Raw genomic sequence first — 20,687 nt, 5'->3', positions numbered from 1 at the left:
GCTGGCGATAACCTTGCCACAGTAAAATACCGTGGCACAGGCATCGACCTCATTGTTCGCTGTTCTGTAATTGCTGCTTAGAGCTGAAATCTATTTTCTGTAATTGCTCCACTATTTTAGAGAATTCTTTCGACATTCCGTGTACGCAAACGCTTGCGTTATCCGCGCAAGCGTTTGCGTAAAGCCCCTGAAACGTGCTTTTCTCTCTCTTTTCCTGTATCTTGTCCGGTGCTAACCAATAATCACGTATGGAGAACAAAACAATGCTATCCCTGATGCTACTGCTTGTCTGCTGCAGCAGCCTCTTTGCACAATCACCCGCCCTTGTTTATCAGGACGCAATGGACTTTCCCGTCATCGGTAAATACCACCAGGAACACAACTACAACCGGCTGCCGGCCAAATATGAGAAAACGGTCAGACCGGCCGTATGGTCGCTGAGCCGCAATTCCGCTGGCATCGCTGTCCGCTTCCGCACCAATGCCACTACCATCGGCGCCCGCTGGAAAGTGCTCAACAATAATTCCATGAACCATATGACCGCTACCGGTGTCAGAGGGCTCGACCTCTACGCGATGGTGAACAATAAATGGCAGTTCGTTAACAGCGCCATCCCGGAAAACGGCTTTAATTCTGAACGTACGATACTCAAAAAAGGCGACAGCACCTGGCGGGAATATGTGCTCTTCCTCCCGCTGTACGACGGCATAGATTCCCTCTCCATCGGCGTCAACGCAGGCGCGGTGCTTGAAAAACCACAGCAGTCCCTGCTGCCGGACAAAAAGCCCATCGTATACTATGGCAGCAGTATCGCACAGGGCGGATGCGCTACCAGGCCAGGCATGGCTTATACCAACATACTCGTCCGCCAGCTGCAACGCCCCATCGTCAACTTCGGCTTCAGCGGCAACGGCATGTTTGAAACAGCTGTAGGCGAAGCCATCTGTGAAACAGATCCTTCGCTTATTGTCATCGATTGTAATCCGAACACTTCCCCGGAGCTGATACATGAGCGCGCGGTGAAACTGGTACAGCAAATACGCGCCTGTAAACCGCAAACAAAGATATTGCTGGTGGAGAACTACATGTATGAACATGGTTATTTCGAAAAAGACGTGCATGACATCGTATTCCGCAAAAGAGCGGAACTGAAAAAGGCCTGTAACGACCTGCTGAAAGCCGGCGTTAAAAACCTTTATTACCTGCCCGGTGACGGCTTCCTCGGAGATGACCACGAAGGCACAGTAGATGGCGTACACCCCACCGATGTTGGCATGGAACGCTTCGCCGCACACATTCTTCCCACCCTGCGCAAACTCACGAAAGACCAATAAATACAGCCTGTGCCGGATGATAAGCCTTACATATGTTAATTTCCCTATTTAATGAATGTTAAAATTATCATCCGGCATTAGCTCTCTCTTCCTTGGTAACGCCCTCCGCCCGCCCTCCTCCACTATCAGCACCCTTTTCCGCTTCATCCCCCAACTCCCCGCCCTGAGCTGTTTTCCGGCCAAATGGCCGAACTTTGTACCGCAAAAAATCTATTCATCTGTAAATCTTAAGATTATGAAAAAGATGATGATTTATCTGTTAGCCACAGGAGTCAGCGTGTTTGCAGCGATTCCTACTCATGCCAATGAGGCAAGCCGTCACCGGCACAGGACCAAAGAAGAAAAACGGGAAGCCAGGGCCGAAAGGAAAGAAGCCAGAGCTGAAAAAAGAGAAGAAAGAAGAACAGGTATGACCATGTCTAACATGAATACCACCAGCCCCATGCCTGTCAATAGTTACAACACCATGTGGTACCCGCAGGCAGCATTGCCGGTAATGGAAGACTATATTCCTTCCGATATCCTGTCTAATCTGAAAACAACCTACGGCTCCGACCTGTATGATGTGACTTCCATGAAATGCAACAATGGTGGTGACTGTTATACTGTACGCGTGATTAAAAATGGCGCTGTACAAACGTTTGTAGTCAATTCCGATGGTAATACTGTTGTGCAATAACAGTTTGTCATCTCCTGCTTAAACGACCCGGCCATCACCGGCCAGGTCGTTGTTTTTTAACATCATGCCCCGGGGCTTTAGCTCCGGGAATTTTTTTTATATATTGGGTGCCAGTATTTATTTAAAACCACGATAGTGAAAAAGAAACTTTTTGTACTCGGTAGCCTGGTCCTGGCATTTTTCAGCGCTGTAGCCAACCCGGCAGACAGCGTCCGGATCAAAGGCATCCCCTATCCCTGTAGCTGGATCAACACACCGCAAAGCTTTAACGTGGCTGCTGACAGCCTCTCTATCACTGCCGCGCAAGGCTCTGATTTTTACAATTATCCCGGTGGCAACTACAACATCGCTACTGCCCCCATCCTGGCCTTTAAACCGGATGAAAATTTCGTGCTCACCGCTAAAATCAAAGTGGATTTCAAAAAAACGTACGACGGTGGCGCCATCTATGTAATGGTGGATTCTACCCAATACATCAAATTCCTCTTTGAAAACAGTCATTACGGTAAACTCGCAGTCTGCTCCGGCGTTACCAACACCTATACCGACGACAGCAACAACGCCGTTACCGGCAAAAACGAAGTGTATTTCCGGCTGGCCAAATCAGGTAACATGTTCGGACTCTTCTATTCTCTTGAAGGAAAAAACTGGGAAGCGGTACGACTCGTAAATTTTGTGGCCAAAGCACCGATTAAAATTGGGTTTTCGTCCCAGTCGCCTTTGGGAGACAACTGCACCAGCACGTTCTCTGAGATTGTTTATACACCGGGCGTATTTAAAGACGCCAAAACAGGAGGCATGTAAAATCAGTCATTTATCTTTATAAAAAAACAGCGAAGGAGATCTCCTTCGCTGTTTTTTTATAAAGACTGATATTGTTTTATTTCAGCTGTGCGTCGAAATAATCAGTGATTTTCTGCATTAGGTGTACTCTGTCTTTGCCCAGTACGTTATGCAGGTGACCGGGATACACAAAGTAATCTACCTGCACGCCGTTATCCACGCAGGCTCTCAGGAAATTGACGGAATGCTGCCATACCACTACGTCATCGTTGGTGCCGTGTATCAGCATCAGATGGCCTTTCAGGTTTTTGGTTTTGGTAAGCAGGTTGGAGTCGGCATAACCTTCGGGATTCTGCTGTGGCGTGTCCATATAACGTTCGGTGTACATCACTTCATACATGCTCCAGTCGATCACCGGGCCGCCGGCCACTGCAGCCTGGAACACGTCCGGATGACGCAACATCAGCGAGGTGGTCATAAAACCACCGAAGCTCCAGCCATGTACGCCCATTTTCTGCTGATTCACATAAGGCAGTGATTTCAGATAGGCTACACCCTGCAGCTGATCATTCATTTCCACAGTGCCCAGCCTGCGGAACGTGGCCTGTTCGAAAGCCATGCCCCTGTTGGCGCTGCCACGGCCATCCATCGTAAATACAATATATCCACGTTGTGCCATGTACTCGTACCAGAGGTTTCCGCTATAGGGGAAAGTATTTTTGATCAGTTGCACGTTAGGTCCGTTGTACAGGTATACGATCACCGGATATTGACGGGTACTATCGAAGTCCGCCGGCAATATGAGCTTCCCATACAGCGGGGTGCCATCGTCCGCTTTCAGCGTTACCTGCCTGATTTCCGGCCGTTTGAAATTTTTCAGGGGATCTGCGGCTTGCAGAATAGTTTCGGTGTATTTACCGTTCAGGCCCGTGATAACGGCGGAAGAAGGCACGTCTTTGGAACTGTAACTGTCCAATACATACTCGCCATTGTTGCTCACCTGGATATCATGCCAGCCGGCCGCCTGGTCAAGGCGGCGCAGGGCAGCGCTCTTCAGGTTTACGGCATAGGCATGTTTTTCCATCGGGCTTTCTTTGGCGGCTGTAATGATCACTTCATTGCCGGCGGCATGAAAACCCTGTAATTCATTTACGACCCAGTTCCCTTTGGTGAGTTGTTTTAGCAACTGCCCGTTGGTATTGTACAGGTACAAGTGCGTATAGCCGTCACGGTCACTCCACCAGATAAACTGGTCAGGTTTGCCGGGCACAAAAGTGAGCGGATGCGACGGATGCACGTATTTGGGATCTGTTTCTTCAAAAAGTGTTTTGATGAGTTCTCCGGTAGTGGCGCTGTACTGGTTGAGCCACAGGTGGTTCTGGTCCCTGTTGAGCAACGCCACGTAAACAGACTGCTGATCAGGCGCCCAGGTAACGCAGGTCAGGTAATGATCTGCTTCTCCGGTTGTTTTCAGGAAGATGGTTTTGCGGGTAGATGGCTGATAAATGCCCAGTGTTACCTCGTGTGATTTGCCACCGGCCATGGGATATTTGATGATATTGGCACGGGCAGGCACTACAGACCAGTCTACGACCGGGTAGTCGTTCACCATGCGCTGGTCCATCCGGTAGAAGGCCACCTGGTCGCCATTGGGAGAAAAGAAAATACCTCTGTCGATGCCGAACTCCTCTCTGTGAACGCTTTTGCCATTCACGATATTAATGTCAGCATCCTGTGTGATGGATTGTTCCTGGCCATCGACGGCACGCAGGAAGAGATTATTTTTCACTGTATAGGCTATGGAACGGCTTTTAGGGTTGACCGTTACATTCTCTGCGTCTGAAGGCAGGGAACACCACTTGCTGAACTGAATGGCACCGTTTTGAACAGCACCGTTATACAGGTCATTGCCGATGCTGAACCAGGCGTGGGCATTGTCTGTCCAGTGCAACGCGGGCAAACCACGTAAAGGGCTTTTGGAAGAAAGCTGCTGGCTGAGGGTGTTCAGGGTCAGCAGGGTATCTGTTTTAGGAAGGGCTTTGCCGCCCAACACGGTATATTTCACCCAAACCTGCTGTCCTCCGGCTATTACTGCTCTGGTGTAGGCGTTTTCGCCAGGTATCCATTCAAATTGTTTCAGTCTTTCAGGCGCCAGGTCCGCACGAAGTCCATTGGTGGCCTGTGCCATGGTGTACAGCTGCTGCTGGGCACGGGCGTCTTGTGCCCCGGCGGCCATGCAACCAGTCAAAAGCAATATCAGTCCTCTTTTCATCCTTACATTTTAAGGTTCCAAATGTAAAGAATTGCGAGGTATGCACCACCGTTAGGGGAGCTATGCGGATAAATATCAGGATAAAAGGAGGAAAGATGTGGGGTAGATGGGGGTATCAGCCTTTGTTCATGACAAGCTTGCGTTGCAGCCATTCGCGCTCTTCGGGCAACAGGTATTCCGCTCTTTTTTCGGTGATCCAGGAGAAAGTCTTTTTCACTTCACTTTTAGCGGTGCGGAAGCGGAAAAGGAACTCCATGCCCAGCATCAGGTCTGTGAAGCCGTTTTTGAACGTTTCCAGGGAAAGCCGGCCACTGTTGCGCCTTTTGGTGAGCATTTCTGTGATACGGGTAATGACTGCCTGTATGGCGCTTTCGTCCGCATATTTATAAACCGCCTCCATGGCTTCCGATTTCAGCTGGCCGCGGAGCAGACAGCGGGCGTAGAAAAGGGCTTCTTTCTCTTTTTCAATGTCCGCTATTGTAGCGAATGCCAGTCCTTTTACGTCCTGGCGCGGATGTTCCAGCAGGCGTTTGAGCGCCGGCAGGCTTTTTTTGGTGGCCACTTTGTTCAACAGCAGGGCTATATAATATATATCATATTCATTTACAGTCCGTTTAAGCAAGTTCAGCGCAAATTCTTCCACCTGCGGGTTGTTAGTGCAGCGGAGGGCAAACAGCGCGGAGCGGCGTACATTGTTATTAAGCGACTGGGCATTGTTCAGCAGCGGGTCCAGGTTCATATACCCGGGGATAGGCAGGCCGCGTTCCAGGTCCTGCTGGATAGCGGTAATGATATCTGGCTCCTGTTCTATCCGGAGGCGGTCCAGCATAAACCGGATCACTTCAGGGTCGTTGGTGTTCCTGGAGAGCTGAATAATAATAAAGCCGGCGGCGCGGCGTCTTTCCTTATCAGATTCGTTTGCAATGTACTGGTACAGAATCGGCACATACGCGTGGTTGGCCAGTTGTTCGGCCTCCCGGAGCGCCTGCCAGCTGATCGTTTGGGAGTTATTTAACTGTTCCGAGCGGTCGCATATACGTGTGACAAGGTTAATGAGATAATCATTCATCCTAGAGTTATTTTGATCTGCTACCCTCTATTTTCAATTATCATACCAACCTGAACAAAAGCTGGAAAAGGGCTACGGGAGGGCTTTATCAATTAACAGTTTTATGTTACATTTGCCCCTGTATTTTTTGGACAGGTTTTGATACTGAATAGAACGAAAAGCATGCACATACTACTCAAAAACGTAAAGGTAATAGCACCTTCCTCACCCTTTCACGGGCAGCAAAAAGACATTTCCATACAGAACGGTATCATCCAACAGGTGGGCGACCACCTGGAAGATGCACGGGCAACGGTCATCTCCGGAGAGAACCTGCACGTGTCTGCGGGCTGGATGGACATTTTCGCCCATTTCTGCGATCCCGGGCTGGAACACAAGGAAGATCTGTATACCGGCGTAAAAGCTGCGGCCACCGGCGGTTACACCACTGTCATGGTGGTACCCAACACCCAGCCGGCCCTGCATACCAAGCCGCAAATCGAGTATGTACTGAGCAAAACCCGCCATGCCGCCGCCACAGTGCTGCCCATTGGCGCCGTTACCAAAAACCTCGAAGGCTCCAGCCTCGCTGAAATGTATGAAATGCAGCAAACCGGCGCCGTGGCTTTCTCCGACGGCCTTAAACCAGTACAGTCGCCAGGCCTGCTGCTCAAAGCCTTACAATACATCAAGGCTTTCGACGGCACGCTGATACAGCTGCCGGACGATCAGAGCATCTCCGCTCACGGACTTATGCATGAAGGCATTTATTCCACCCAGCTGGGCATGCCCGGCAAACCGGCGCTGGCAGAGGAACTGATCATACAACGTGACCTGGAACTGGCCAAATACACGGACTCCCGCATTCATATCACGGGCGTAAGCACCCGCAAATCCATAGAACTGATAGCCGCCGCCAAAGCAGACGGCATCAAGGTGACCTGCTCGGTTACCCCTTACCACCTGTCGCTCACCGATGCGCAACTGGTCAACTATGACTCTAACCTGAAGGTAAATCCGCCGCTGCGCACCGCAGATGATGTGAAAGCTATACAGGAAGCCATTGTGCATGGCACCGTAGATTGTTTTGCCACCCACCACGTGCCACACGAGTGGGACGCCAAAACTGTCGAGTTTGAATATGCGAAAAACGGCATGATAGGCCTGGAGAGCAGCTTCGGCGTCATTCGTCAGTACCTGCCGCTACTCCCGCTGGAACAACATATTGCTATGCTGACAGAAAAACCGCGCGCCATCTTCAAACAGCCGCAACCCGTGGTACAGGAAGGCGCCGCCGCCAACCTCACCATCTTTGACCCGGCAGCTGATTGGGAATTCACCACCGCCCACATCGCCTCCAGATCAAAAAATTCGGCTTATATTGGCAGCTCACTGAAAGGCAGGGTTATTGCGACAGTGAATGGTCCTGTTTTTCACATCAACAAATAAACCTGTATGCAAGAATCTCCTAATCCCGGCGTGAAATGGGGTTTCATCGCCGGAGTTGTTCTTATTTTGTTGAATGTGGCGACCTGGAAGGCAGGTCCTCAGGTGCTGTTTTCCTTCTGGAACAGCATCAGCCAGCTGGTATTGCTCATCATTTTCGCCGTACTGGCCGGAAGAGAACGCAAAAAACAGGTGGGAAAATACATTGGATTTAAAACCGTTATCAGACCTGTATACACAACTTTTGTCCTCAGCATGTTAATGGTAACAGTGTACCAGTTTGTATTATATAAGTACATTGATCCGTCATTGTCCGCCGCACTGAAGGCCGATACGCTTGTTTCTACAGAACGTACCATGCGGTATTTAAAGGCGCCTCAGGATATCATCGACCAGCAGCTGGAAGGTATTAAAGCGGCTGATTTTTCTGTAAGCATCGCCAAATCATTTCTTGATTATTTGAAAGTGCTTATTTTCTATTTCGGCATCGCTGCCATCGTATCGCTTTTCCTGCGCAAAAAAGCGCCGGAGCAACAACACTCATAATACTATTCTATTAAGATGAACATATCCGTAATCGTTCCTTTAAAAAACGAAGAAGAATCACTTCCTGAACTGGCCGCCTGGATCGACCGGGTAATGCAGGAGCACCGTTTCACCTACGAAGTATGGATGGTGGACGATGGCAGTACTGATGGCTCCTGGGAAGTGATCCAGCAACTGGCCATGGCCAACCCCTGCATCAAAGGCATCAAGTTCCAGCGCAACTATGGTAAATCCGCCGCTCTCAACGAAGGCTTTAACGCCGCCCAGGGCGACGTGGTGATCACCATGGACGCCGATCTGCAGGACAGCCCGGATGAAATTCCGGAACTGTACCGCATGATCGTGGAAGATGGATATGATCTGGTCAGCGGCTGGAAAAAGAAACGTTACGATAATGCTTTCACGAAAAACCTGCCGTCCAAATTATACAACTACACCACTACCCGCATGAGCGGCGTCAGGTTGCATGATATGAACTGCGGGCTCAAATCCTACCGCAAAAAAGTGGTGAAATCCATCGAAGTATATGGCGAAATGCACCGGTACATCCCCGTCATAGCCAAATGGAACGGCTTCCGCAACATCGGTGAAAAAGTGGTGGAACACCGCGCCCGTAAATACGGCGTCAGCAAATTCGGACTGGAACGTTTTATCAACGGTTTCCTTGACCTGGCATCCATCATGTTCATCGGTAAGTTCGGCAAACGCCCCATGCACCTCTTCGGCGCATTGGGCACCCTGTTCTTTTTCTTCGGTTTCGTGATCGCCTTCTACCTTGCCTTCGCAAAAATTTTCTACGACCAGTATAACATGACGGACAGACCGATCTTCTTTCTGGCACTGCTCTTTATGATCATCGGTTCCCAACTGTTCCTGACCGGGTTTATCGGTGAACTGGTTACCCGTAACGCTCCCGAAAGGAATAGCTACCTCGTGGAGGCAAGAATGGACAAATCAATTAACTAATGGCCAACACCAAAAAGAAAATACTCATACTCGGTACAGCCTATCCCTTCCGGGGTGGGCTGGCTGCTTATAATGAAAGACTGGCGGAAGAGCTGCAGCTGACAGACGACGTGGAGATATTCACGTTCACCGTGCAATACCCCGGCTTTCTCTTTCCCGGTAAAAGCCAGTACTCTACCGACCCGCCGCCGCAACACCTGCGGATAAAACGGCTGATCAATTCCGTGAACCCGCTCAACTGGCTGATCGTTGGGCGCAAGATCCGGAAAATGAAACCCGATATCATCATCACCAAATACTGGTTGCCCGTGATGGGCCCGGCGCTGGGCACACTGCTCCGCCTGGGAAAACGCCGCAATACCAAAGTAATCGCGGTACTGGACAATGTGGTGCCACATGAAAAACGCCCCGGCGATGTGGCGTTCACCAAATATTTCCTGAAACCGGTAGATGCTTTTATCGCCATGAGCCAGTCGGTGCTCGATGATCTGAGAGTGTTTGAGCCCACCAAAAAGGCGTCGCTCATCCCCCACCCGATCTACGACAACTATGGCACACCCATTTCCAAAGCAGCAGCACGCCAACGGTTGCAACTGCAACCAGGCAAACGGTATATCCTGTTCTTCGGCTTTATCCGTCAGTACAAAGGCCTCGACCTGCTGCTGAAAGCGATGGCCGACGAGCGCATGAAAAAATTGGACGTTCATGCTATCGTGGCCGGCGAGTATTATGAAGATGCAGCACCCTACCTGCAACTGCTGGAGGAATTGCAACTGGGCGACCGGGTGCTTATGCACACCGATTTTATTCCCACAGAAGCCGTAAAAAACTATTTCTGTGCAGCCGACCTGGTCGTACAACCCTATAAAAGCGCCACCCAGAGCGGCATCTCCCAGATCGCCTACCATTTCGAAAAACCGATGGTGGTCACCCGCGTGGGCGGCCTCGTGGAAATGGTGCCTGACGGCGTAGTAGGCTTCCAGTGCGATCCTGAACCAGCGTCCATCGCCGCAGCCATCGAAAAATATTTCATCGACAACCGGGAAGCGGATATGACCGCTGCCCTGCAACTGGAAAAACAACAATACTCCTGGTCGCGCCTCGCCCGGGAAATTCATACATTAGCAGCATCCTGATCATCCGCTTAAAAAGTAAAAAAATTGATCTACAGAAGTAAAGCACCATTACGTATAGGCCTGGCCGGTGGAGGCACCGATGTAAGCCCGTATTCCGACCTGTATGGCGGCGCCATTCTCAACGTTACTATCTCGTTGTATGCCCGCGCTTCCATAGAACCATTGTCTGATGGAAAAATCATTTTTGAATCCGCCGACAGAAAAGAACAACTGAGTTACGACGCCGTATACCCGCTGCCGTTAGACGGCAAACTGGACATCCTCAAGGGCGTTATCAACAGAGTACAAAAAGACTATGGTGGCCTGCCCTCTTCCGGTTTCAGGCTCACTACCTACGTAGACGCTCCTCCCGGCTCCGGACTGGGCACCTCCTCCACCCTGGTAGTAGCCGTGCTCGGCGCCTTCGCCGAATGGCTCAAACTGCCATTGGGAGAATACGATATGGCACACCTCGCCTATTCCATTGAGCGGGAAGACCTGCAACAGGCCGGTGGCAAACAGGACCAATATGCGGCCACTTTCGGCGGCGTGAACTTCATGGAGTTCTATGGTGGCGATAAAGTGATCGTGAACCCGCTGCGTATCAAAGAAGTACATCTGCATGAGCTGGAAAACAATCTCGTGTTGTTTTACACCTCCACCAGCAGGTTGTCTTCCACGATCATCTCCGAACAACAGAAAAACGTGAACGACAAAAAGGACGACTCCATTGCGGCCATGCACCACCTGAAGGAACAGGCCGTGATGATGAAAGAGGCCCTTTTGCGCGGCTCCATCGATAAAATAGGAGAAATCCTCAACTACGGTTTTGAATATAAAAAACAGATGGCCAAAGGTATCACCAACCCCCAGCTCGATGAGATCTACGAAGCGGCCCGCAAGGCAGGCGCCAGCGGCGGCAAGATCTCCGGTGCCGGAGGCGGCGGTTTTATGATCTTCTACTGCCCGAAAAACACCCGTTTTAAAGTAGTAGACGCCCTCAGCAGCTTTGGCGGCGATGTAAAACGTTATACCTTCACCCATCATGGTATTCAAACCTGGAGTATCTAATTTTAAAACAATCCGACATGAAAACAAAAATCGCCCAGACCATCCGTGAGAGCATTGCCGTGAAAGAAGCTATTTGTCAGGATGAAAGGCTGTTACATACTATACAGCAGGTAGCCGAAGTGATCGGCCTCAGCCTGAAACAGGGCCACAAAGTGCTGTTCTGCGGCAACGGTGGCAGCGCTGCCGATGCACAGCACCTGGCCGCAGAATTCTCCGGCCGTTTTTATAAAGACCGTGAACCGCTTTATGCAGAAGCCCTGCATTGCAATACCTCTTATATGACCGCCGTAGGCAACGACTATGGCTATGAACATGTATATGCCCGCATGCTGCGTGGTATGGGCCAGCCCGGCGATGTGCTGGTAGGACTTTCCACCTCCGGCAACTCCGCCAATATCCTCGAAGCCATGAAAGTGGCACGGGAAAAAGGCATGACAATAGTAAGCTTCACCGGCGCCACCGGCGGCAAAATGAAAGATGGCAGCGACTACCTGATCAATATCCCTTCCACTGATACGCCCCGTATCCAGGAAGCCCACATCACGGTAGGCCACATCATCTGCGAAATAGTGGAAAATAACCTCTTTGGCGAATGAGTATGGAATGTATCGTACTGGCCGGAGGCCTGGGCACACGCCTGCGTAGCGCCGTAGCCGACAAGCCCAAATGCATGGCGCCCATCGGTGATAAACCTTTTCTGTACTTCCTGCTACAATACCTGCACCAGCAAGGCATCCGCCATGTGGTGCTGTCACTCGGCTACCTGTCTGAACAAGTGATCGCCTGGTGCCGGCAAACACCACTGCCGCTACGTGTATCCTTCAGCGTGGAACAGGAACCACTCGGCACCGGCGGCGGCATCCTGCATGCCCTGCCGCTGCTGGAAGGCGATCAGCTGTTCATCGTCAACGGTGATACCTTCTTCGACGTGGACCTGCTGGCAATGGTCCGGTTCAACCGCAACAACCCAAGCCCGCTCACGCTGGCGCTAAAGCCCATGCAGCAGTTTGACCGCTACGGCAGCATTGTGCTCAGCGCCGGCAATAAAATAGAGGCGTTCCGGGAAAAACGATACTGCGACCAGGGCCTGATCAACGGCGGCATCTACCTGACCAGCGCCGCTTTCCTTCAAAGCCTGTCCCTGCCGGTGAAATTCTCTTTCGAACAAACAGTGCTCGAACCACAGGCCGCCCAGGGTAACCTCAACGGCTATATCAGCGATACCTATTTTATCGACATCGGTATACCGGAAGACTATAACAAGGCGATCGATCATTTTTCCAAAATATAGATATGTACCTTTTTCTTGACCGGGACGGTGTTATCAATGATGAAATAAAAGACGGGTACGTGCTCAATCCCGGCATGTTCCGCTTCAGCGAAGGCGTGCTGGAAGCCATGCCCCTGCTGTCCCAACGCTTTGAACGGATTTTTGTGGTGACCAACCAGCGTTGTATCGGACGGGGACTGCTCACCATTGACGGCCTGCAGGAAATCCATGCGCAAATGCTGGCCGCCATCCAACAGGCAGGTGGCCGGATAGACCACATCTATTTCTGCCCCGACGTGGAGAGCAACAGCCCATGCCGCAAACCCAACGCCGGCATGGCCACGCAGGCGAAAAACGATTTCCCGGAAATTGATTTCACCAAAGCCGTCATGGCAGGCAATACCCTCAGCGATATGCAGTTTGGCCGTAACGCCGGTATGCAGACCGTGTTTATCGCCTCTACCCTGCCGGATACGCCTTTTCCCCATCCGCTGATCGATAAAAAATATCCCGACCTGCTGCGGTTTGCACAAGACATACAATAATTTAAAGCCAGAACCGTATTATAGATATGATAAAAAAAATAATACTGTCACTGCTATTCCTTGTACCAACCGCCGGTATATGGGCGCAAAGGCCTGATGCTGCCGGCTATGCACGCCTGCGGAAAGATCAGGACACGTTGCAGCAGCTCAGCCGGGAAATATTCGCCGGGAAAGGCGACGCCGGCAGGGAAGCCGCGACTGAACAGTTTATCCCGGCACTGGTACGTGCCCTTAAAACACCTTACTCGTTCCGGTTTCCGTTCGACTCCCTGCGTACCGTGTCTATACAATATCCGCAAGACAGCAGCTTCCGTATTTTCACCTGGGCCCTGGAAAGGGAAACAGGCTTCTACCGCCACTATGGCGCCATTCAGATGAATACGCCGGATGGCCAACTGAAGCTGTTCCCGCTGTTTGACATATCCGATTATATCACGAATACGGACACTATCGCCGGCAACAAAGCCTGGTACGGCTGCCTGTATTATAACATCGCACAACGGCACTATTTTAACCAGGAGTATTACACGCTCTTCGGCTGGGACGCCAATAATCCCCGCAGCCAGAAAAAACTGGTGGAAATGCTCACCTTTAAAAATGGCACGCCGGTTTTCGGCGGCCCCTTCTTCAGCTATGCGGAAGACTCCGTGCCCAAACCGACCCGGAACCGCTTTATCCTTGAATATAAAAAGGAAAGCACCGCCACGCTCAACTACAACAAGGAACTGGACATGATCGTATTTGATCACCTGATATCCGAAACCAATGAGCCGGCAAAAAAATACACCTACGTATCAGATATGGATTACGAAGGCTTTAAATGGAAAGGCGGGAAATGGACGCACGTCAACAAAATATTCCATGACGCTATTCCATTAGGTAAAGGTGCGCCGGTGCCACAACCGCTGGACCAGAAAAAGAAAAGCATGACCAACCCGCGTTCCGCAGAGGATTATCAAACGGAGCAAAACAACAAACAACCCGCGAAAAAGAAACAATAGCTATTTAGGGATTCTTTGATTTGCGATTTTTTGATTTCGTGGATGATAATAAAAAAGAAGACCAAAGCGATTCACTCGCTTTGGTCTTCTTTTTTTATTCGCTCTGATGATTTTCGAAATCAAAAAATCGCAAAATTTAGAACAGCTCACCTTGCACCTGTGAGTCATCATTCGGGTCGGGGTCTTCATCCTCAGACAACAACTCGGCGCTGATGAGGTCTTCTCCTGCAATACGCGTACCTACTGTTCTCCAGCCGGTCACTTCCACAAATTCGGAAAGATCGATCTCCTCTTCTTCTGGGCTGCGTTTCTTGCCGGTTTTCAGCAACACCACCGGTTGTGTGTGGGTGGTCACCATTTCCAGGTAGTTGCCGTTACCCTCCTTAATGAACAGGAATTTATTGTTTAAGGTCTGTGTTTCAATACGGAAACGTTTTACGTTGAACTGCTTTTTATCGGCGTCAAAGTAAATAGCCGTTACGATTTTTTCCGGGTTGAATTTCTCGATATACACCACATCGTTGGATTCATAACGGTTGGTGAGCTCAAAGTTTGTCAGCTCGTAAGTGCCATTTTTGAAAGCCACGAATATTTTATCGTCTCCTTCAAAGCTGCCGATGTACACGCCTCTCTCTTCTGTATTCAGGCGGCCTGTTTCTGAATCGTACCAGATTTTCTGGCCGGCCAGGGTGGACACGCCTTTCTCTTTAAATTTCACGCCACGGATCGGGTATTTGGTCACCTGGTTGCCCATAGAGCTACGGCCTTTGATAGCAATGGTTTCAAAGAACAGGTCAAATTCCTTGTTACGGGCGGAGCAATTGGGGCTCAGTTTGATAGTGACCACTTCCGCTTCCCCGTTCGGATTGGCTGAGAAATAGTGGACCTTGGAATTTTTCTCTCCTTTATGTGCCAGGTCATATTCTTTGTCACGGGTAACACCGGTAACGTTGAAGCGTTTGGCGTAGCTTACGCCTGTTTTACCTTCCACATAAATCATGTTGTAGGTCGTGCGTTCATCGTTCTTGCGGAACACGTCCACATGAATGATATCCTTGCCCACAAAGGTTTTGTCGGCCACTTTGGTGACCATCATCTTACCATCGCGGCGGAATACGATGATATTGTCGAGATCGGAGCAGTCAGCCACAAACTCGTCTTTCTTGAGGGACGTGCCGATGAAGCCGTCTGCACGGTTTACGTATATCTTGGTATTGGCGATGGCCACCTGTTGTACCTGGATGGTATCAAAGGTTTTAATTTCCGTTTTACGTTCGCGGCCTTTGCCATATTTCTTCTGCAGTCCTTCATAGTAGGACACAGCGTAGTCCACCAGGTTTTGCAGGTCGTTTTTCACCTGTTTGATGTCGGCTTCGAGGCCTTTGATCTGTTCGTTCAGTTCATTGATATCGAGGCGGTAAATACGGCGTACAGGCTTCTCCGTGAGTTTCACAATATCTTCACGGGTGATGTCGCGTTTCAGTTGTTTTTTATACGGAGCGAAACCTTTATCAATCGCATTCAGCACTGTTTCCCAGTCTTTATGCTTTTGTTCCAGTTCCTTGTAAATCCCTTTTTCAAAGAAGATTTTTTCAAGGGAGGTGTAATGCCATTTGTCCTGGAGTTCTGCCAGCCTGATTTCCAGTTCCTGTCTCAGCAGTTCTTTGGTGAAGTCGGCAGATGCTTTCAACAGTTCGGAAGCGGTCAGGAAGTGTGGTTTATCATCAACGATCACGCAGGCGTTGGGTGAAATGGATATTTCACAGTCCGTAAATGCGTAGAGCGCGTCGATGGTGATGTCCGGAGAGATGCCGGGCGCCAGCTGCACTTCAATTTCCACTTCAGCGGCGGTATTGTCCACCACTTTACGGATTTTGATTTTGCCGCTGTCGTTTGCCTTTACAATAGACTCCATCAGCTGAGTGGTAGTGATGCCATAAGGCACGTCTTTGACCAGCAGCGTCTTTTTATCTTTCTCCTCGATGTGCGCGCGCACCCTTACCTTGCCACCGCGTTTACCGTCGTTATAGGCGGCCACGTCGATCATACCGCCGGTAGCGAAGTCGGGGAACAGTTCAAATTTCTTTCCTTTAAGATATTTGATGGAAGCGTCTATCAGCTCGTTGAAGTTGTGCGGCAATATTTTGGTGGACAATCCCACCGCGATACCTTCAGCACCCTGTGCCAGCAGCAGCGGGAACTTCATCGGCAGGGCCAGCGGTTCGTTTTTACGGCCGTCATAGCTCAGCTGCCAGGTAGTCGTTTTGGGATTAAAAGCCACGTCCAGTGCGAACTTGGAGAGGCGTGCCTCGATGTATCTTGCCGCCGCCGCATCGTCGCCTGTGCGCACATCGCCCCAGTTACCCTGCGTGTCTATCATCAGGTCTTTCTGGCCGAGGTTTACGATGGCATCGCTGATGGAGGCGTCGCCATGCGGATGGTACTGCATGGTTTGCCCGATCACGTTGGCCACTTTATTAAAACGGCCATCGTCCATTTCTTTCATGGCATGGAGGATACGGCGCTGTACGGGTTTCAGTCCGTCTTCCACGCTGGGTACGGCGCGCTCCAGGATTACATAGGATGCATAGTCCAGAAACCAGCTTTCATACATGCCACCCACGTGGGTGATATTATGCAGCGATTCGTCTGATGTTGTATTTTCAATATCCATGTATAATACGCTTACTATTTTTCGATAAACATTTTTTCAAGATCTGTTCTCCAGACACGTACGCTGTCTTTCTGTACATCGGCCATGGAGTTCAGTTCTATAAAGCAGCAGTCCGTTTCGGCGATCAGCTGGTGCCATATGTTGACAGGCACTTCCACGCGGGCCGGCGCCACTACTTCGATGGTACGGATTTCATCTCCTCCTACCGGGCACCAGTGGATCAGCGCTTTACCGGTGAGCAGGAACATGATCTCCGGATTTTTGTTGTCGCTGATGCCGGTATGGTAATGCTGGCCGCTGCTACTGCCGGCATGCCGGTAACAGAGCATAAATTCCCCGGTGCGGGTACAGTCCCAGAGATAGTTGCTTCCCCGGTCGTCTTCCCCGGCGAGAGACAGGGTTGTTACTTTTATCATTCCGTTACAGGATTTGCAGTGTTATTGTCTTCTCCCGGCAGCTTCACTTCAAAGTCACGAATTGTTTTCAGGTCTCCTTTGCTTTCCACTTTACCCTCTTTCACCAGTTCTTTCAGGCGCCATCCCAGGAATTGGTCCATCACCGGATATTTCAGTTTACCGGTAACCTGTTGTACCACACGCCACGCTTTGACAAACTCTTTACCGGTTTGTGCCAGCAGCTCCTTGTCATAAAACAGCGTAGGTTCTCCCTTGATTTTTTTTCCGCCTTCCAGCATCCGGATACCGGCGTTTTCATTCATAAGGCGGTGCCACTCTTCCCCGTCCAGTTCAAACTCCGCGAGGGAGATAGCCCTGGCGAGTTTTTTTGCTTTAAGATATTCTTTAGGCAATATCTGGTGCAGATGGGTAGGATAAAAAACAGCGCCTTTTTCATTGAGGAAAGGCAGGTTGTTCAGGTAGATGATATAGATGCGGCCTGCGAAATCATACAGCTGGCTTACCAGCCAGTAATAACCGCATACATCGCGGGCATTCTGACCTGCCCATATCCATACTTCGAGGTCTTGTTCTTCTTTCAGTTGTGTTTTCAGGGCTTTCAGCCTGTCTGCGTCGCCGGGCGCTTCTTCCACGGCCGGCGCTACAGGAGCTTCCTGCCCGGTTGTTTCCGGTGTTAACTCCGGTTGCTGCACCGGCGCCTGCGGAACAGCCGCCAGCTGTTGCCACCACTGGCGACGGTTGGCTTGTCCTTCTTTGGTGTCCAGTATAAACAACGGGCCAACAGACAGGTCGTCTTCAAAGCAAAGCAGTTCGCCCTGCATTTTTTCGTCCATGTTGACGGCTTCTGTCAAAACCGGTACAGATGCCTCGCCAAACACAATGTGTAAAAGCCCCATCTTCGTTTATTTAAATTTCTTCTTCAATCAGGTCCTTTTCGTACCGCAGGTTGTTGATGATGAATTCCTGTCTGGCCTGGGTGTTTTTGCCCATGTAGTATTCCAGTAACTTCTGGATGTGAATGTCTTTAGACAGGATGATCGGCTCTATGCGGATATCGTCACCAATGAAGCGGCCAAATTCGTCCGGGGAAATTTCACCCAATCCTTTAAACCGGGTGATCTCTGGTTTGTTCCCCAGCTTTTTCACCGCTTTCTGTTTCTCCTCTTCGGAATAACAGTAAATGGTTTGCTGTTTGTTGCGTACGCGGAACAGCGGCGTTTCCAGGATATATACGTGCCCGTTTTTCACCAGGTCAGGGAAAAACTGCAGGAAGAAAGTCAGTATCAGCAGGCGGATGTGCATACCGTCCACGTCGGCATCGGTAGCTACCACGATGTTGTTGTAGCGCAGCCCTTCCAGCCCTTCTTCAATATTGAGGGCGTGCTGCAGCAGGTTAAACTCCTCGTTTTCGTATACGATCTTCTTGGTGAGGCCGAAACTGTTCAGCGGTTTACCCCGTAAGCTGAACACCGCCTGTGTTTCCACGTTGCGGGATTTGGTGATGGAACCGCTGGCGGAATCACCTTCCGTAATGAAGATGGTAGTTTCCAGTCGTTTTGTTTCCAGTTCAGCTTTCTCTTTGCCGGTGAATTCATCGTTGAGGTGAAAACGGCAGTCACGCAGTTTGCGGTTATGCAGGTTGGCTTTTTTCGCTCTTTCGTTGGCCAGTTTTTTAATGCCGGCCAGTTCTTTCCTTTCGCGTTCGCTCTGCTCGATGCGTTTCTTCATGGCATCGGCCACAGCAGGATTGCGATGCAGGAAGTCGTCCAGGTGTTTGGACAGGAAGTCCAGTATAAACGCCTTGACAGAAGGACCGCCTTCAAATACCACCTGGGAGCCCAATTTGGTTTTGGTCTGGGATTCGAACACCGGTTCCTGTACCCGAACGGAAACAGCCGCACAGATGGATGACCGGATATCGGTGGCTTCGTAATCTTTTTTGTAGAAGTCACGCACCGTTTTCACGAAAGCCTCACGGAAAGCCGCCAGGTGCGTACCGCCCTGGGTAGTATGCTGACCGTTGACGAAGGAATAGTATTCCTCACCGTATTGGTTTTCGTGGGTGATGGCCACTTCAATGTCTTCTCCTTTCAGGTGGATGATGGGATAGCGCAGGTCTTCCTCGTTGGTTTTACGCTGCAGCAGGTCCAGCAGGCCATTTTTGGAGAGGTATTTTTTCCCGTTGAAATTCACTGTCAGGCCGGCATTCAGGAAGCAGTAGTTCCAGATCTGGTTTTCCAGGAATTCGGGGATGAAACGATAGTTTTTGAAAACGGTATCGTCCGGTGTAAAGGTCACCAGTGTCCCATTAGGTTCGGAAGTGGCGGTTTCCTTGTGTTCCTTGATCAGTACGCCACGTTCAAACTCTGCCACTTTCATGCGGCCATCACGCACTGACTGCACGCGGAAATAGCTGGAGAGGGCGTTCACCGCTTTGGTACCCACCCCGTTAAGGCCTACAGATTTCTGAAAGGCTTTGCTATCGTATTTGGCGCCGGTATTAATCTTACTCACCACGTCTACCACCTTGCCCAGTGGAATGCCACGACCAAAGTCGCGCACAGTCACATTGTGCTCGGTCACTTTCAGGTCTATCTGCTTGCCAAAGCCCATGGTATGCTCATCGATACAGTTGTCGGCCACCTCCTTCAGCAGGATGTAAATACCGTCGTCCATGCTGGAACCGTCGCCCAGCTTACCGATGTACATACCTGGACGGAGCCGGATATGCTCCCGCCAGTCCAGTGACCGTATGGAGTCTTCCGTATAGGAAGCAAATAGATCTTTGTTATCCGTCTTATCCGTGTTTGCCATATTATATTAAAGTTTCCTAAATATTTATTTTCCTAGGGTTTAAAAAGCTGCTGCAAGGATACTAAATCTTTTAGCAAAATCCGATTGCTGGCAAAAATAAAGGATTCAGTGAATCATCCCAAGTATTAGTTATACAATATGTCTAGATTATTAATTATCAATGTATTGATCATGTTAAATTTTGGGGTAAGAAGGAGGACATCTATATATTATCATATTTTTCCATTGGGTTATTCAATAATTTCTATAAAAAATATTTTTTATTTAAATAATTCATTATATTTACTCAAGACACACACTTATTGAAAACATCCTAACCTATGTCCTTATGAAAACACTTTTTATCATTCTCGTTTTAATCGCCCTGGTCGCGGCAGTTATCGCAACTTACATGATTCGCCGGGAACAGGAAAACAATATCGGTAATAAATTCCTCCGCCTCATCCGGAAATTTGATTCCTGGCAAATGATGCGGTAATCTGTCACACACAGCAAGGTCTTCCTACATTACTATCAGCAAAAGAGCATCAGTCTGGCTATCGCCTTCAGAGGAGTGTCATGTTTTTGTACACAGGGAAAAATTATTTAACCATACAATCCCATCCTATGAAAACTGGTCTGTTATTCAAAACGGCATGTCTTATCATTGCCGCAGTGGTACTCTGTGCTCACTTGTTGCGCAAACACGCAACGAAGTAAAGAACTAT

Annotated in this window: 19 protein-coding genes; 13 read left to right on the top strand and 6 right to left on the bottom strand. The window is 49.9% G+C overall.

Features of this window, described 5'->3' with window-relative positions:
- The first annotated feature begins 248 nt into the window (after positions 1–248).
- The 3 genes from ACTJJS_RS05860 (at position 249) to ACTJJS_RS05850 (ending at position 2,817) form a co-directional block, all read left to right on the top strand.
- Positions 249–1,334 (top strand): SGNH/GDSL hydrolase family protein, encoded by a 1,086-nt coding sequence (locus ACTJJS_RS05860; RefSeq protein WP_440662825.1) that lies wholly within the window; start codon positions 249–251, stop codon positions 1,332–1,334.
- 235 nt (positions 1,335–1,569) lie between these two features.
- The gene (locus ACTJJS_RS05855) at positions 1,570–2,013 is read left to right on the top strand and encodes a DUF1682 domain-containing protein (protein ID WP_168868887.1); all 444 of its coding nucleotides are present in this window, start codon (positions 1,570–1,572) and stop codon (positions 2,011–2,013) included.
- A 135-nt stretch (positions 2,014–2,148) separates the two neighbouring features.
- Positions 2,149–2,817 carry a DUF1349 domain-containing protein gene (locus ACTJJS_RS05850; RefSeq protein ID WP_440662824.1) on the top strand — a complete coding sequence of 223 codons (669 nt, stop codon included), beginning with the start codon at positions 2,149–2,151 and terminating at the stop codon, positions 2,815–2,817.
- A 76-nt stretch (positions 2,818–2,893) separates the two neighbouring features.
- Here ACTJJS_RS05850 and ACTJJS_RS05845 read toward each other — a convergent pair whose 3' ends face one another.
- Both ACTJJS_RS05845 and ACTJJS_RS05840 read right to left on the bottom strand, forming a co-directional pair.
- Entirely contained in the window at positions 2,894–5,068 is a 2,175-nt protein-coding gene (locus ACTJJS_RS05845) for a DPP IV N-terminal domain-containing protein (protein ID WP_440662823.1), read from the bottom strand.
- A 115-nt stretch (positions 5,069–5,183) separates the two neighbouring features.
- A complete protein-coding gene (locus tag ACTJJS_RS05840; RefSeq protein ID WP_168868890.1) occupies positions 5,184–6,137 on the bottom strand; it encodes a hypothetical protein in 954 nt (317 codons plus the stop codon).
- Positions 6,138–6,299: 162 nt separating this feature from the next.
- Here ACTJJS_RS05840 and ACTJJS_RS05835 point away from each other — a divergent pair, with 162 nt between their 5' ends.
- Genes ACTJJS_RS05835 through ACTJJS_RS05795 form a run of 9 tightly spaced genes read left to right on the top strand, consistent with a single transcriptional unit; the run spans position 6,300 to position 14,076 of the window.
- Positions 6,300–7,565: a dihydroorotase gene (locus tag ACTJJS_RS05835; protein ID WP_440662822.1), complete on the top strand. Its 1,266-nt coding sequence runs from the start codon at positions 6,300–6,302 to the stop codon at positions 7,563–7,565.
- A gap of 6 nt (positions 7,566–7,571) precedes the next feature.
- Complete coding sequence (locus ACTJJS_RS05830) at positions 7,572–8,108, top strand: DUF4199 domain-containing protein (RefSeq protein ID WP_343746881.1); 537 nt, start codon at positions 7,572–7,574, stop codon at positions 8,106–8,108.
- Between the two features lie 15 nt (positions 8,109–8,123).
- Complete coding sequence (locus ACTJJS_RS05825) at positions 8,124–9,074, top strand: glycosyltransferase family 2 protein (RefSeq protein WP_168868893.1); 951 nt, start codon at positions 8,124–8,126, stop codon at positions 9,072–9,074.
- Positions 9,074–10,210: a glycosyltransferase gene (locus ACTJJS_RS05820; RefSeq protein ID WP_440662821.1), complete on the top strand. Its 1,137-nt coding sequence runs from the start codon at positions 9,074–9,076 to the stop codon at positions 10,208–10,210. Before ACTJJS_RS05825 ends, ACTJJS_RS05820 begins: the two co-directional genes overlap by 1 nt.
- 24 nt (positions 10,211–10,234) lie before the next feature.
- Positions 10,235–11,260 carry a GHMP family kinase ATP-binding protein gene (locus ACTJJS_RS05815; protein ID WP_440662820.1) on the top strand — a complete coding sequence of 342 codons (1,026 nt, stop codon included), beginning with the start codon at positions 10,235–10,237 and terminating at the stop codon, positions 11,258–11,260.
- 17 nt (positions 11,261–11,277) lie between these two features.
- Entirely contained in the window at positions 11,278–11,856 is a 579-nt protein-coding gene (locus ACTJJS_RS05810; RefSeq protein WP_168868896.1) for a D-sedoheptulose-7-phosphate isomerase, read from the top strand.
- Positions 11,853–12,551, top strand: coding sequence for a nucleotidyltransferase family protein (locus tag ACTJJS_RS05805; RefSeq protein ID WP_440662819.1), 699 nt, complete (start codon positions 11,853–11,855; stop codon positions 12,549–12,551). The genes ACTJJS_RS05810 and ACTJJS_RS05805 overlap by 4 nt, the downstream gene beginning before the upstream one ends.
- A 2-nt stretch (positions 12,552–12,553) precedes the next feature.
- Positions 12,554–13,075 (top strand): D-glycero-alpha-D-manno-heptose-1,7-bisphosphate 7-phosphatase, encoded by a 522-nt coding sequence (locus ACTJJS_RS05800; RefSeq protein ID WP_168868897.1) that lies wholly within the window; start codon positions 12,554–12,556, stop codon positions 13,073–13,075.
- A 26-nt stretch (positions 13,076–13,101) separates the two neighbouring features.
- Entirely contained in the window at positions 13,102–14,076 is a 975-nt protein-coding gene (locus ACTJJS_RS05795) for a hypothetical protein (RefSeq protein ID WP_440662818.1), read from the top strand.
- Between the two features lie 136 nt (positions 14,077–14,212).
- Here the strand turns inward: ACTJJS_RS05795 and ACTJJS_RS05790 are convergent, their stop codons facing one another.
- Genes ACTJJS_RS05790 through ACTJJS_RS05775 form a run of 4 tightly spaced genes read right to left on the bottom strand, consistent with a single transcriptional unit; the run spans position 14,213 to position 19,980 of the window.
- Positions 14,213–16,750 (bottom strand): DNA gyrase/topoisomerase IV subunit A, encoded by a 2,538-nt coding sequence (locus tag ACTJJS_RS05790; protein WP_168868899.1) that lies wholly within the window; start codon positions 16,748–16,750, stop codon positions 14,213–14,215.
- 14 nt (positions 16,751–16,764) lie between these two features.
- On the bottom strand, positions 16,765–17,166 hold the full coding sequence (locus ACTJJS_RS05785; RefSeq protein WP_440662817.1) for a hypothetical protein: 402 nt from the start codon (positions 17,164–17,166) through the stop codon (positions 16,765–16,767).
- Complete coding sequence (locus tag ACTJJS_RS05780; RefSeq protein ID WP_440662816.1) at positions 17,163–18,062, bottom strand: DUF1835 domain-containing protein; 900 nt, start codon at positions 18,060–18,062, stop codon at positions 17,163–17,165. Before ACTJJS_RS05780 ends, ACTJJS_RS05785 begins: the two co-directional genes overlap by 4 nt.
- Before the next feature lie 10 nt (positions 18,063–18,072).
- Positions 18,073–19,980 carry a DNA topoisomerase IV subunit B gene (locus ACTJJS_RS05775; RefSeq protein WP_168868902.1) on the bottom strand — a complete coding sequence of 636 codons (1,908 nt, stop codon included), beginning with the start codon at positions 19,978–19,980 and terminating at the stop codon, positions 18,073–18,075.
- Between the two features lie 328 nt (positions 19,981–20,308).
- On the opposite strand from ACTJJS_RS05775, the gene ACTJJS_RS05770 reads away from it, so the two are divergent.
- Positions 20,309–20,458, top strand: a complete 150-nt coding sequence (locus tag ACTJJS_RS05770) for a hypothetical protein (RefSeq protein WP_168868903.1) — start codon at positions 20,309–20,311, stop codon at positions 20,456–20,458.
- Positions 20,459–20,687: the final 229 nt, after the last annotated feature.

The organism is Chitinophaga sp. 22308 (assembly GCF_052045305.1).
In the GTDB taxonomy this organism is placed as follows: Bacteria; Bacteroidota; Bacteroidia; order Chitinophagales; family Chitinophagaceae; genus Chitinophaga; species Chitinophaga varians_A.
This window is presented reverse-complemented; position numbering and strand designations above follow the sequence as displayed.